At 59.6% G+C, this 12,501-nt stretch carries 10 protein-coding genes and 1 riboswitch; of the genes, 7 read left to right on the forward strand and 3 right to left on the reverse strand.

Translation table 11 applies throughout. From position 1 onward, the window contains the following. Positions 1–41: 41 nt before the first annotated feature. The 5 genes from pyc to PL599_RS17125 all read left to right on the forward strand — a co-directional run bounded on the left by pyc (position 42) and on the right by PL599_RS17125 (position 7,733). The gene (gene pyc, locus PL599_RS17105) at positions 42–3,503 is read left to right on the forward strand and encodes a pyruvate carboxylase (protein ID WP_269824806.1); all 3,462 of its coding nucleotides are present in this window, start codon (positions 42–44) and stop codon (positions 3,501–3,503) included. A gap of 126 nt (positions 3,504–3,629) precedes the next feature. Then, positions 3,630–4,430 (forward strand): DeoR/GlpR family DNA-binding transcription regulator, encoded by an 801-nt coding sequence (locus PL599_RS17110; protein ID WP_077985442.1) that lies wholly within the window; start codon positions 3,630–3,632, stop codon positions 4,428–4,430. A 12-nt stretch (positions 4,431–4,442) separates the two neighbouring features. Next, a complete protein-coding gene (locus PL599_RS17115) occupies positions 4,443–5,633 on the forward strand; it encodes an MFS transporter (protein WP_269824807.1) in 1,191 nt (396 codons plus the stop codon). 120 nt (positions 5,634–5,753) lie between these two features. Continuing rightward, entirely contained in the window at positions 5,754–7,004 is a 1,251-nt protein-coding gene (gene ispG, locus PL599_RS17120) for a flavodoxin-dependent (E)-4-hydroxy-3-methylbut-2-enyl-diphosphate synthase (RefSeq protein ID WP_077985444.1), read from the forward strand. A gap of 66 nt (positions 7,005–7,070) precedes the next feature. Further along, positions 7,071–7,733, forward strand: a complete 663-nt coding sequence (locus tag PL599_RS17125; RefSeq protein ID WP_077985445.1) for an OmpA family protein — start codon at positions 7,071–7,073, stop codon at positions 7,731–7,733. Between the two features lie 30 nt (positions 7,734–7,763). Here PL599_RS17125 and PL599_RS17130 read toward each other — a convergent pair whose 3' ends face one another. Continuing rightward, positions 7,764–8,678 carry a polyprenyl synthetase family protein gene (locus PL599_RS17130; protein WP_269824808.1) on the reverse strand — a complete coding sequence of 305 codons (915 nt, stop codon included), beginning with the start codon at positions 8,676–8,678 and terminating at the stop codon, positions 7,764–7,766. Between the two features lie 237 nt (positions 8,679–8,915). Here PL599_RS17130 and mtgA point away from each other — a divergent pair, with 237 nt between their 5' ends. After that, positions 8,916–9,563, forward strand: coding sequence for a monofunctional biosynthetic peptidoglycan transglycosylase (gene mtgA, locus PL599_RS17135; protein WP_416172505.1), 648 nt, complete (start codon positions 8,916–8,918; stop codon positions 9,561–9,563). Between the two features lie 15 nt (positions 9,564–9,578). On the opposite strand, the gene PL599_RS17140 is transcribed toward mtgA, so the two are convergent. Then, positions 9,579–10,598: an aldose epimerase family protein gene (locus PL599_RS17140; RefSeq protein ID WP_077985579.1), complete on the reverse strand. Its 1,020-nt coding sequence runs from the start codon at positions 10,596–10,598 to the stop codon at positions 9,579–9,581. Positions 10,599–10,671: 73 nt separating this feature from the next. Continuing rightward, positions 10,672–11,598 carry a homoserine O-acetyltransferase MetA gene (metA, locus tag PL599_RS17145; RefSeq protein ID WP_137412307.1) on the reverse strand — a complete coding sequence of 309 codons (927 nt, stop codon included), beginning with the start codon at positions 11,596–11,598 and terminating at the stop codon, positions 10,672–10,674. Positions 11,599–11,681: 83 nt separating this feature from the next. Further along, positions 11,682–11,758, reverse strand: a riboswitch (SAM riboswitch). Positions 11,759–11,847: 89 nt separating this feature from the next. On the opposite strand from metA, the gene PL599_RS17150 reads away from it, so the two are divergent. Next, positions 11,848–12,501, forward strand: a complete 654-nt coding sequence (locus PL599_RS17150) for a thiamine diphosphokinase (protein ID WP_269824810.1) — start codon at positions 11,848–11,850, stop codon at positions 12,499–12,501.

Here is a 12,501-nt window from a genome sequence, read left to right on the forward strand (position 1 = left end):
AGTGCAGCAGAAATTTTGTTTTGGCGTGTGGGGAGACCGTCTTGAAAATATCGAAAATACTTGTTGCCAACCGATCCGAAATTGCGATCCGCGTTTTCCGGGCAGCGAACGAGCTTGGGATTAAAACCGTTGCGATTTGGGCGGAAGAGGACAAGCTGTCTTTGCACCGCTTCAAGGCGGACGAATCCTATCAGGTCGGCAGGGGGCCGCATCTCGCCAAGGATATGGGGCCGATCGAGAGCTATCTTTCGATTGAGGAGGTTATTCGCGTTGCCAAGCTTTCCGGAGCGGACGCGATCCATCCCGGTTACGGTCTTCTGTCTGAAAGCCCCGAATTCGTGGAGGCCTGCAACAAGGCCGGCATCACCTTCATCGGGCCGACGGCGGATACGATGCGCCAGCTCGGCAACAAGGTGGCTGCCCGTAATCTAGCGATCTCGGTCAACGTCCCCGTTGTTCCCGCTACCAATCCACTGCCCGACGATATGGCGGAAGTGGAGCGCATGGCCGCGGAAATCGGCTATCCGGTCATGCTGAAAGCCTCCTGGGGCGGCGGCGGACGCGGCATGCGCGCCATCCGCAGACGAGAGGATCTCGCCCGCGAGGTGACGGAGGCCAAGCGCGAGGCGAAGGCCGCTTTCGGCAAGGATGAGGTCTATCTGGAAAAGCTGGTCGAGCGTGCGCGTCACGTCGAAAGCCAGATTCTCGGTGATACGCATGGCAATGTCGTGCATCTGTTCGAGCGTGATTGTTCGATCCAGCGCCGCAATCAAAAGGTGGTCGAGCGTGCGCCCGCGCCCTATCTCACCGAAGCGCAGCGTCAGGAATTGGCTGCCTACTCCCTGAAGATTGCCGCCGCCACCAATTATATCGGCGCCGGCACGGTCGAATATCTGATGGACGCCGATACCGGCAAATTCTACTTCATCGAGGTCAATCCACGCATCCAGGTGGAGCATACCGTCACTGAAGTCGTGACCGGTATCGATATCGTCAAGGCGCAGATCCACATTCTCGAAGGCGCCGCCATTGGCACGGCGGAATCCGGCGTGCCGCGCCAGGAGGACATCCGTCTCAACGGCCATGCGCTGCAGTGCCGTATCACGACGGAAGACCCGGAACATAATTTCATTCCGGACTATGGCCGTATCACCGCCTACCGTTCCGCCTCGGGCTTCGGCATCCGTCTGGATGGCGGTACGTCCTATACCGGCGCTGTCATCACCCGTTATTACGATCCGCTGCTCGTCAAGGTAACGGCCTGGGCGCCGCAACCGGATGAAGCGATCAACCGCATGGATCGCGCGCTGCGCGAATTCCGTATTCGCGGTGTGGCAACGAACCTCACCTTCCTCGAAGCCATTATCGGTCACGACAGCTTCCGCAACAACACCTATACGACTCGCTTCATCGATTCGACGCCGGAACTGTTCGCGCAGGTCAAGCGTCAGGACCGCGCCACCAAGCTCCTGACCTATCTTGCCGATGTGACTGTCAACGGCCACCCGGAAACCAAGGGTCGTGCTAAGCCCTCCCAAAAGGCGGCAAAGCCGGTCGTACCTTATATCGACGCGCCGACGCCCGATGGCACCAAACAACTGCTGGACAAGCTTGGCCCGAAAGGCTTTTCGGACTGGATGCGCAATGAAAAACGCGTTCTGGTTACCGATACGACCATGCGTGACGGGCACCAGTCGCTTTTGGCCACCCGCGTTCGTACCCATGATATCGCCCGTGTCGCCAGCGTTTACGCCAAGGCGCTGCCGCAGCTTCTCTCGCTGGAATGCTGGGGTGGTGCGACGTTCGACGTTTCCATGCGCTTCCTGACGGAAGACCCATGGGAGCGTCTTGCGCTGATCCGCGAAGGCGCGCCAAACCTGCTGCTGCAGATGCTTCTGCGCGGCGCGAACGGCGTTGGATACAAGAACTATCCCGACAACGTCGTGAAATACTTCGTCCGTCAGGCCGCAAAGGGTGGGGTCGATCTCTTCCGCGTCTTCGACTGCCTGAACTGGGTGGAGAATATGCGCGTCTCGATGGATGCAATTGCCGAGGAGAACAAGCTCTGCGAGGCGACCATCTGCTACACCGGCGACCTGTTGAATTCGGCGCGTCCGAAATATGATCTCAAATATTATACCAACCTCGCCGTTGAGCTGGAAAAGGCCGGCGCCCATATCATCGCCGTCAAGGATATGGCGGGCCTGCTGAAACCGGCTGCCGCCAAGGTTCTGTTCAAGGCGCTGCGCGAGGCGACCGGTCTGCCGATTCATTTCCACACCCATGATACTTCGGGCATTTCCGCCGCGACCGTTCTTGCGGCCGTGGATGCCGGTGTCGACGCCGTGGATGCCGCAATGGACGCCTTCTCCGGCAATACGTCGCAGCCTTGCCTTGGCTCGATTGTGGAGGCGCTGGCGGGCTCGGAGCGCGACACGGGTCTCGATACCGAATGGATCCGCCGCATTTCCTTCTATTGGGAGGCCGTGCGCAACCAGTATGCCGCCTTCGAGAGCGATCTCAAGGGACCAGCCTCGGAAGTCTATCTGCATGAAATGCCGGGCGGCCAGTTCACCAACCTCAAGGAACAGGCCCGTTCGCTGGGGCTTGAGAGCCGCTGGCACGAGGTGGCGCAGGCCTATGCCGACGCCAACCGGATGTTCGGCGATATCGTCAAGGTGACGCCGTCTTCCAAGGTCGTCGGTGATATGGCGTTGATGATGGTCAGTCAGGATCTGACGGTGGCCGATGTTGAAAACCCTGATCGTGAAGTGTCTTTCCCGGAATCGGTGGTGTCGATGCTGAAGGGCGATCTTGGGCAGTCGCCGGGCGGCTGGCCGGCAGCCCTGCAGAAAAAGGCGCTGAAGGGCGAAGCGCCCTATACCGTCCGTCCGGGTTCGCTGCTGGAGGATGCCGATCTCGATGCCGAACGGAAGGTGATCGAGACCAAGCTGGAGCGCAAGGTCGATGACTTCGAGTTCGCATCCTATTTGATGTATCCGAAGGTATTCACCGATTTCGCGCTGACTGCTGAGACATATGGTCCGGTCTCCGTGCTGCCGACCCATGCCTATTTCTACGGCATGGAAGATGGCGAAGAGCTGTTTGCCGATCTCGAGCGCGGCAAGACGCTTGTCGTCGTCAATCAGGCTTCGTCCGGCGTTGATGACAAGGACATGGTGACGGTGTTCTTCGAGATCAATGGTCAGCCGCGCCGCATCAAGGTGCCGGATCGCGCCCATGGCGCTTCCGGCTCTGCGGTGCGCCGCAAGGCGGAACCCGGCAATGCGTCCCATATCGGCGCGCCGATGCCTGGTGTCATCAGCCGCGTCTTCATTAACCAGGGTCAGGAGGTCAAGGCTGGCGACGTGCTGCTCTCCATCGAGGCCATGAAGATGGAAACGGCGCTGCATGCCGAACGCGACGGCAAGATCACTGAAGTTCTGGTAAAGCCCGGTGACCAGATCGATGCCAAGGACTTGTTGATCTCCTACGCCGAATAAGGCGTAGCTCATCGGCAATAGAGTTACGGACGCCCGCCTTCCCGGCGGGCGTTTTTTATTGCGCTTCGGCAGAAACTTGTTTATGCATGTTCGTGCACGTTTATTCTTGTTTATGCATGAGTCCTAATGAGTGATCATTTCGTCAGTGAGCGGCAGGCGCTCATCCTAGCGCAGCTACGGCAAAGCGGCCGCGTGCTCGCGCAGGATCTGGCCCAGAATTTCGGCGTTTCCGAAGACACGGTGCGCCGCGACCTGCGCGAGATGGCGGCGCGGGGGGAATGCCTGCGCGTTTATGGCGGGGCCCTGCTTTCCGACAGCACGACGGTGCCGCTCAAAACGCGGATTACCGAGGATGCTGACCGCAAGGCCATGCTGGCGCGCGCCGTCGTTCCGCTCATTGAACCGGGCATGGTGGTTTTCATCGATGCCGGGTCGACCAATCTTGCCATTGCACGAGCGATACCGGCCGGGCTCAATCTGACCGTAGTGACGAATACGCCCGCCATAGCCGCCGAGCTGACGGGGCGGGCCGATATCGATCTGGTGCTGATTGGCGGCAAGGTCGATCCTGCCGTTGGTGCGGCGATCGATGCCATGGCGCTTCGGCAGCTTGAACTGATGCGGCCAGATCTATGTGTCCTCGGTGTTTGCGGCGTTGCGGCCGAGACGGGCCTTTCGGCGGATGTTTTCGAGGATGCGGTGTTCAAGCGGCTTGCCTGTAGTGCCAGCCAGCGGGTGATCGCCGCCATCACCACGGAAAAGCTCGGCCATAAGGCTGCTTTCCACGTTCATGATTTTTCCCCACCGCTTTGCCTCGTGCTGGAACGGGATGCCGACCGTGCATTGGTCGAGTCGCTTTCGGCACAAGGCGTAGACGTTTATTGCGGCGAAGATGACGCTGCCCCGTTTTCTCATGGTCAAGTCTGAAGGATATTGCCGATGAATGGCCCCACGACGTTTTCGCCGACAGGCACACGCTCATCCTATCTGACGCGGCACAGGCTTGGCGTTTCGCTGCTGTTTTTGATGAACGGCTTCATGATGGGCTCATGGGCGCCGAAGATTCCGGAATTTGCCGCACGTCTGTCCCTCAGCGAAAGTGCGCTCGGCCTGATCATTCTGGTTTTCGGTATCGGTTCGCTGGTTTTCATGCCGATTGCAGGATCGCAGATCGCCCGTTTCGGCTCGCGTACGGTCAGCCTTGTCACCGCCGCCATCTTTCTGCCGACGCTGCTTTTCATCTCCTGGGCCGGCACCGTCTGGGCGGGGGTGATCGCGGTTTTCCTGTTCGGCGGGCTGACGGGGGCGATGGATGTCGCCATGAACGCCAATGCGGTAGCGGTGGAGCGCGATATGCGCCGCGCCATCATGTCGTCGTGCCACGCTTTCTGGAGCCTCGGCGGCCTGATCGGCGCCGGTCTTGGCGGGTATCTCATCACGGCCATCGGTGTGCAGGGACACGCCATTGCGCTAACCGTCATCGCGCTCGTGCTGCTGGTCATTGCGTGGCCGCGCGTCCTTGCGGATCGTCCGCATCCGGAGGAGGAGCGCCCGAAAGGTGGCCTGCCGCTCACGCCGCTGCCGTGGATCATCGGCCTGATGGCTCTGTTCTCGATGATTCCTGAAGGCGCTATCCTCGACTGGGGCGCGCTTTATCTGCGCAATGAACTCGGTGCTTCCGTATCGCAGTCCGGTTTTGCCTTTGCGGCCTTTTCGATGACCATGGCGGCGATGCGGTTTGCCGGCGATCTGGTGCGTGACCGCTTTGGCGCCGTAACGACCCTGCGCTTCTGCTCGGCCATGTCGATCATTGGTCTTCTGATTGCCGGTATTGCAGAAAATTCGACCATTGCCATCATCGGCTTTGCAATTGCCGGCATCGGTATTTCCAACATGGTGCCGATTGCCTTTTCGGCAGCGGGCAATATGCCTGGGCTGGCGCCGGGAATCGGCCTTTCGGTTGTTACCACCATGGGTTACTCCGGTATCTTGGTGGCACCGTCCGCCATCGGCTTCATCGCGGAACATACCGGTCTTGCCAGTGTCTTCCTGTTCCTGCCCCTGCTCCATGTTGTGGTTTTGCTGCTTTCCCGGCTTGCCCGCCATGCGGATGGCGCGGGCAAGGAATAGGCGTCTCGAATTTTGCCATGATTGCGGTAAAGTAGAAGCTCTCATGCGTTGGGTGTTGACAAGCCGGCCCCCTTGTTTCACCTCAATTGCCAGACCTTGCCGCAAGCTCCAGAGACCGCCATGACGTCACATGCCGATTACGATCCCAAGCCCCGCCGCGCATCCGTCGCCGTAGACGTGGGCGGTGTCATCGTCGGTGGCGGCGCGCCCGTCGTCGTGCAGTCGATGACCAATACCGATACGGCGGATATCGACGCCACGGTCAGCCAAGTGGCGGCGTTGTTCCGCGCCGGTTCGGAAATCGTGCGCATCACCGTCGACCGCGACGAGAGTGCGGCCGCGGTGCCGAAAATCCGCGAGCGGTTGCTGCGTCTTGGGCTTGATGTGCCGCTTGTTGGCGATTTCCATTATATCGGCCACAAGCTTCTCGCCGATCACCCTGCCTGTGCCGAGGCGCTGGCCAAATACCGCATCAATCCGGGCAATGTCGGCTTCAAGGACAAGAAGGACAAGCAGTTCGGCGAGATCGTGGAAATGGCGATCCGTTACGACAAGCCGGTGCGAATCGGCGTCAACTGGGGCTCGCTCGATCAGGAATTGCTGACGACCCTGATGGACAGGAACAAGGAGCAAGGCTTCCCTCTCTCCGCCCGTCAGGTAACGCGAGAAGCGATCGTTCAGTCGGCGCTGATTTCCGCCGAGCTTGCCGAAGAAATCGGCCTGCCGCGCAACCGCATCATCCTGTCGGCCAAGGTCAGCCAGGTGCAGGACCTGATCGCCGTTTATTCCATGCTGTCGGAACGCTCCGACCACGCCCTGCATCTCGGCCTGACCGAAGCGGGCATGGGTTCGAAAGGCATCGTCGCCTCGTCCGCCGCCATGGGTTACGTGCTTCAGCATGGCATCGGCGATACGATCCGCGTTTCGCTGACGCCGGAGCCGAATGGCGACCGCACCCGCGAGGTCCAGGTGGCGCAGGAACTGCTGCAGGTCATGGGCTTTCGGCAGTTCATTCCGGTCGTTGCGGCATGTCCTGGCTGCGGGCGCACCACGTCTACCGTGTTTCAGGAACTGGCCCAGAACATCCAGAACGACATTCGCAAGAACATGCCGATATGGCGGGAAAAATATCCCGGGGTCGAGGCGCTCAACGTTGCCGTCATGGGCTGCATCGTCAATGGGCCCGGCGAAAGCAAACATGCCGATATTGGCATTTCGCTGCCCGGAACCGGCGAAAGCCCGGCAGCGCCCGTCTTTATTGATGGCGAAAAGGCGCTGACCCTGCGTGGTCCCAACATCGCCGCCGATTTTGAAGCGCTTGTGATCGATTACATCGAAAAGCGTTTTGGCCGGAAAGATGCGGCGGAGTAAAGAGTAGCGTGAAAAGGCCGGAATTCCATTGTCATACCTCCTGAACCTCTCGGAGCATCAAAACACATGATCAAAAAAATCGCGATCGTCGCCCTTTGCGGGACCTATCTTTCCGCCTGCACCACCACCGATCCCTATACGGGTGAGCAGAAGATTTCGAACACGGCGGGCGGCGCCGGCATCGGCGCCGTGGTTGGTGCTCTGGGTGGTCTGGCTGTCGGCGGTTCGCCGACCGGTCGCCGCAATGCAGCGCTCATCGGTGCGGGCATCGGCGCGCTCGCCGGCGGCGCCATCGGCAATTACATGGATGGCCAGGAAGCAGAGCTTCGCGCCCAGCTTCAGGGAACCGGCGTTTCGGTTACCCGCCGTGGCGACAGCATCGTTCTCAACATGCCGTCGAACATCACCTTCGCGACGGACCAGGATCAGGTCATCCCGCCATTCTATCAGACGCTCGATTCTGTCGCCATCGTGCTGAACAAGTTCAACCGCACGCTCATCGACATCAACGGCCATACCGATTCTACCGGCAGCGCCGGTTACAATCAGGGCCTTTCGGAACGTCGTGCCGCGTCGGTCGCCAATTATCTCGGCGCGCGCGGCGTCGACCAGCGCCGTATTTCGACGCTCGGCTTCGGCCCGTCGCAGCCGATCGCCTCGAACGCAACGCCGGATGGCCGCGCCCAGAACCGTCGCGTCGAAGTGCTGATTTCGCCGCTCAAGGGCTGATTGGGTGATGAAAAGCTGAGCGGAAGCCGCTCAGCTTTTTCGTTCAGCGATGAATCTGGCGGCCGCGATGAGAATTGCGGCCTTTTCGCCATAGGGGGCCAAGAGTTCGCTGGCTTCCGCCACCTGCTCCTGCAGTTTGCGACGTGCCCAGTCTTCGCCGCGCAACGCCACAAGCGTTCCCTTGCCGCGAGCGGCATCCTTTCCTGTGGCCTTGCCCATGGTGGCGGCGTCGGCCGTCAAATCCAGAAGGTCGTCGGCAAGCTGGAAGGCGAGGCCGATCTTTTCGCCGAAGAGACGCAGCCTTTGCCTTTCGGAAATGTCGCTGCCAGCAACAATTGCGCCCGCTTCACAGGCAAAACGTAACAGTGCGCCGGTTTTCATAGCCTGCAATGTAACGACGCCGGCTTCATCGGGTGCCTTCTTTTCCGCAGCGAGATCGAGCGCCTGGCCGCCAGCCATACCGCCTATGCCCGCTGCGCGGGCAAGCGAAAGCACGAGCGCGGCCTTGCGTTCCGCGGCTAGCGGATTGTCATCCGAGGCGATGATGTCGAAGGCAAGCGTCAGCAGGCTGTCACCCGCGAGAATAGCGGTTGCCTCATCGAATTTGCGATGCACCGTCGGCTGGCCGCGGCGCAGGTCGTCATCGTCCATGGCCGGCAGATCGTCATGAACCAACGAATAACAATGGAGGCATTCCAGTGCCGCGCCGACATAAAGGGCGGCTTCGGCATTCCCGCCCGCAAGGGCAGCACTTTCGATGACGAGGAAGGGCCGCAGGCGTTTACCGCCGTTCAGCACGCCATGGCGCATGGCGTCGAGCAGGTTTTGCGGGCGCGTGATCTCATCCGCGCGGGCTTCGCCGGAAAGCAGGCGGCCAAGCAGGGCTTCGGTTTTTGCCGCGTTTTCGCGCAGTCTCGTTTCGAAATTCGTCATCTGAGCGTCCATGCGCGCTCTTTGGCATGCCGGACGAATGCAGGCAAACCTTTTCGTGATTCCGGGGTCGCAACGGTGTCACCGGACTCGCCTTCAAGGCGGCAATGGACTATGAAAGGCTTCAATTGGCGTGGGGCGCGGGGACGGATATTGAGCAGTACGCCTGAAAGCGACGCAGAATATGCTGTGCTGGCGGAAGACCGAAGCAGGCAGAAGGTGGATTTTCGCACGTTGGCAAAGCGTATCGTCATGACCATGCTGGTTTTGCTGATCCTGCCCTATCTGCTTATCCCGGTTTATGCGCTGCCGTTCATCCGGCCTGTTTCAACGCTGATGCTTGCCGATCTCGTGACGCTTCAGGGTTATGATAGACGCTGGGTGCCGCTTGAGGATATTTCGCCGCGCCTTGTGCAATCCGTGATGATGTCTGAGGACGGGCAGTTCTGTTTCCACGGCGGTGTGGACTGGAACCAGATGCAATCCGTGGTCAGCGATGCGCTCGAGGGGGCTTCCACCCGCGGCGCCAGCACTATTCCGATGCAGACGGCGAAGAATCTGTTCTTATGGAACGGCCGCTCGTTTTTGCGCAAGGGGCTGGAATTGCCGCTGGCAATTGCCGCCGATTTCGTGTGGTCGAAAAAGCGGATGATGGAGATTTATCTCAACGTTGCGGAATGGGGACCGGGAATTTACGGTATCGAGGCTGCCGCCCAGCACCATTTCAAGGTGCCGGCCGCAAAACTCAGCTCCCGTCAGGCGGCGCTGCTGGCTGTGTCACTACCCAATCCAATCGACCGCGTCGCCAGCAAGCCGGGACGCGGGCTGCAACGGCTTGCTAGCCTCATCGAACGGCGCGCCCGCGCCTCCGGCGGCTATGTCGGCTGCGTGCTGGATTGATCCCGGCGTGCCGCTTCAGCCTTTCTTGAAAATATAATCGGTTTCCTGTCGCAGGGTTTCGCCTGGCCGCAGGATGGCGTGCGGGAAATCCGCGTGGTTGACGGCGTCCGGCCATATCTGCGTTTCCAGGCAGAAACCGGCAAAGGGGCCATAGCGACGGCCATCGAGGCCGGGAACCGGAACATCCAGTTTAAAGGCCGAATAAAACTGCACACCGGGTTCGGTGGTGTGAACTTCAAGGGCGATATCGGAGGCCGACGAATAGGCGCGGGCGACCTTGCGCTTGGCGCGGCGCTCTGGCGAGAGGCAGAAATTATGGTCGTAGAGAACCTGCTCGCCATTCTCCTTGCGCCGCATCGGTGTCGGGTGGCGCAGGTCGAAGACGGTGCCTTCGACGGAGCGGATTTCGCCCGTCGGTATCTGCTTGTCATTGGTGGGCAGGTAAAAATCAGCCGCGATGCTGATCTCATGCCCAAGTGCGGTGTCTGCGCCATCGAGATTGAAGTAGGAATGCTGGCAGACATTGGCGATGGTCGGCTGGTCGGTCACCGTTTCATAGACCACCGAAAGCACGCCGCCGTCGAGGATCGTATAGGTGGCCGTGACCGTGCAATTGCCGGGATAACCGGCGCGGCCATCGGGGTCGATAATCTGCAGAACCACATGGCTTTCGCCATGTTCCATCAGCATCCAGTTGCGTTTGCCCATGCCGTCGCTACCGCCATGCAGGTGGCTTACGCCCTTTTCATTGAGCTCCAGCTGGTATTCGTGCCCGTCGATCGAGAACCGGCCGTCGCCAATACGGTTGGCGTTGCGGCCGGGGGTGGCGCCGAAATAGGAGGAATATTTATAGTCCTCGAACTTGTCGAAGCCGAGCACGAGGGGCGGCTGGTGGCCTTCAAGACGCAGATCCTGAATAACGGCGCCCCAGGTGATGATCTTGGCCGTCAGCCCGCCTTTCGAGATGGTGACGCGTTCGACTTTTTCGCCGGTCGCCGTGAAACCGAAATTCTCCCGCACCGCCGCGTCGCTCATAACGTCATTCTCCCGATTGCCATGAATTGCCGGCGGACGTTGCGTCATTTTCCGGCAATTCGCAATCCGCAATTTACGCAGCGAGTTTGCCGATGGATTCGAGATCGTAGGGCGTCGTCTGGTATATTTCGTTGATCCAGTTGCCGAAAAACAGATGGGCATGGCTGCGCCAACGGTTGAGCGGGGCTAGTTCCGGATCATTGTGCGGAAAATAATCATGCGGCAGCTTGATGGGAACGCCGGAATTCACGTCACGGAAATATTCGTCGGACAATGAGGTCGAATCATATTCGACATGATTGAACATATAGAGACGGTTGCCTGCCTTTTCATGCACCAGACACACGCCCATTTCCTCAGATTCCATCAGGATTTCGAGGTCGGGGTGTTTTTCGATATCGGCGCGCCTAACTTCCGTCCAGCGTGATACCGGAACCTGAAAATCGTCCGAAAAGCCGTTGAGGTAGATCGAGGAGGGGCAAAGGTTGCGGTGGCGATAGACCCCGAAAGCTTTTTCCTTCAGCTCGTATTTCGGCACCCCATGGAAATGATAGATGGCGGCCATCGCGCCCCAGCAGACGTTGAGGGTCGAATGAACATTGGTGCGGGTCCATTCGAATATCTTCTGCATTTCATTCCAATAGGTGACGTCCTCATATTCGAGCAGCTCAATCGGCGCGCCGGTGATGATGAAACCGTCGAACTTGCGGTGACGCACTTCTTCCCACGTCTCGTAGAAGGAGAGGAGATGTTCTTCCGGCGTGTTCTTGGCGCGATGGCCGCCGATGCGGATGAGCGACAATTCCACCTGCAGCGGCGAGGCGCCGACGAGGCGCGCCATCTGGATTTCGGTCTTGATCTTGTTCGGCATGAGGTTGAGAAGCCCGATCTGGAGCGGGCGGATATCCTGCCGGATGGCCGCCGTTTCGGTCATGACCCGCACGCCCTCATGAACGAGGGTCTCAAAGGCGGGAAGCGTATCGGGAATCTTGATCGGCATGTCGAACTCTCTTTTCCGGGTCGCGTAAAGAACGTTGCGAAAACAAAAAAACCGGCAGCGAAATCGCGACCGGTCCCAGGAAATTGCCCTTTTCCTCGACCCTTTAGCGACTTCTTTAAAGTGGCTGCAAGCCGGTCGGCAAATCACCACTGAGGGGTTTCATAATCCCGAAGCCGGCGAAAATCAATATAGGCTGATTTCATCGGGTTTCTGCTTTCCATTTTCGGCCGAGGTGCGGTAAGGCAGGGCATGAACAAAGAGCGCTTCACCATTCTGCTTGGCGGCGATGTCACGGTGACCGGTCGTCTGAAAGAGGCGGTCGCGGACAGTCGTGTGATTGCGGCCGATGGCGGCATGCGCCATGCCGGGCCGCTTGGCCTTGTGCCCGAGCTGTGGGTTGGGGATTTCGATTCCGCCAATGAAGAGTTGCTCAACGCCTGGCCCGATGTGACGCGGCAACCCTATCCGGCGGCAAAGGCAGTGACAGATGGTGAGATCGCGGTCTCCGAGGCACTGTCGCGCGGCGCGCATTCGCTGCTGCTGGTGGGCGCGCTTGGCGGCGCACGAAGCGACCATGCTCTGCAACACCTTCTTTATGCGGTAGCGCTTGCGGAACATGGTTTTGAGGTGACGCTGACCTCGGGTGAGGAAGAGGCAAGGCCGTTGCTTGCCGGTTCGCTCGCCATTGATCTGCCGCCCGCTTCGCTGTTTTCGGTTGCCGGATTTACCGCTCTTGATGGGCTCGATATCGGCAATGTGCGTTATCCATTGAAGGATTTCGCGCTTGCTTTCGGTTCGTCCCGCACTATTTCCAATGTCGCGAATGGCGGCCCCGTGCATTTCTCGCTGAAAAGCGGAAAAGCCATCGTGCTCGCCCGCCCTTATGACCTGACCGGAGCCTGA

The organism is Agrobacterium sp. ST15.16.055, assembly GCF_027956555.1.
Classification (GTDB): domain Bacteria; phylum Pseudomonadota; class Alphaproteobacteria; order Rhizobiales; family Rhizobiaceae; genus Agrobacterium; species Agrobacterium salinitolerans.

What these genes read in the sequence shown, in the direction of transcription:
- ispG (WP_077985444.1), top strand. Translation starts at nt 5,754, where the DNA reads ATGACGTCACATGCCGATTACGATCCCAAGCCCCGCCGCGCATCCGTC.
- PL599_RS17125 (WP_077985445.1), top strand. Translation starts at nt 7,071, where the DNA reads ATGATCAAAAAAATCGCGATCGTCGCCCTTTGCGGGACCTATCTTTCC.
- PL599_RS17130 (WP_269824808.1), bottom strand. Translation starts at nt 8,678, where the DNA reads ATGGACGCTCAGATGACGAATTTCGAAACGAGACTGCGCGAAAACGCG.
- PL599_RS17150 (WP_269824810.1), top strand. Translation starts at nt 11,848, where the DNA reads ATGAACAAAGAGCGCTTCACCATTCTGCTTGGCGGCGATGTCACGGTG.
- PL599_RS17140 (WP_077985579.1), bottom strand. Translation starts at nt 10,598, where the DNA reads ATGAGCGACGCGGCGGTGCGGGAGAATTTCGGTTTCACGGCGACCGGC.
- PL599_RS17115 (WP_269824807.1), top strand. Translation starts at nt 4,443, where the DNA reads ATGAATGGCCCCACGACGTTTTCGCCGACAGGCACACGCTCATCCTAT.
- mtgA (WP_416172505.1), top strand. Translation starts at nt 8,916, where the DNA reads ATGACCATGCTGGTTTTGCTGATCCTGCCCTATCTGCTTATCCCGGTT.
- PL599_RS17110 (WP_077985442.1), top strand. Translation starts at nt 3,630, where the DNA reads ATGAGTGATCATTTCGTCAGTGAGCGGCAGGCGCTCATCCTAGCGCAG.
- metA (WP_137412307.1), bottom strand. Translation starts at nt 11,598, where the DNA reads ATGCCGATCAAGATTCCCGATACGCTTCCCGCCTTTGAGACCCTCGTT.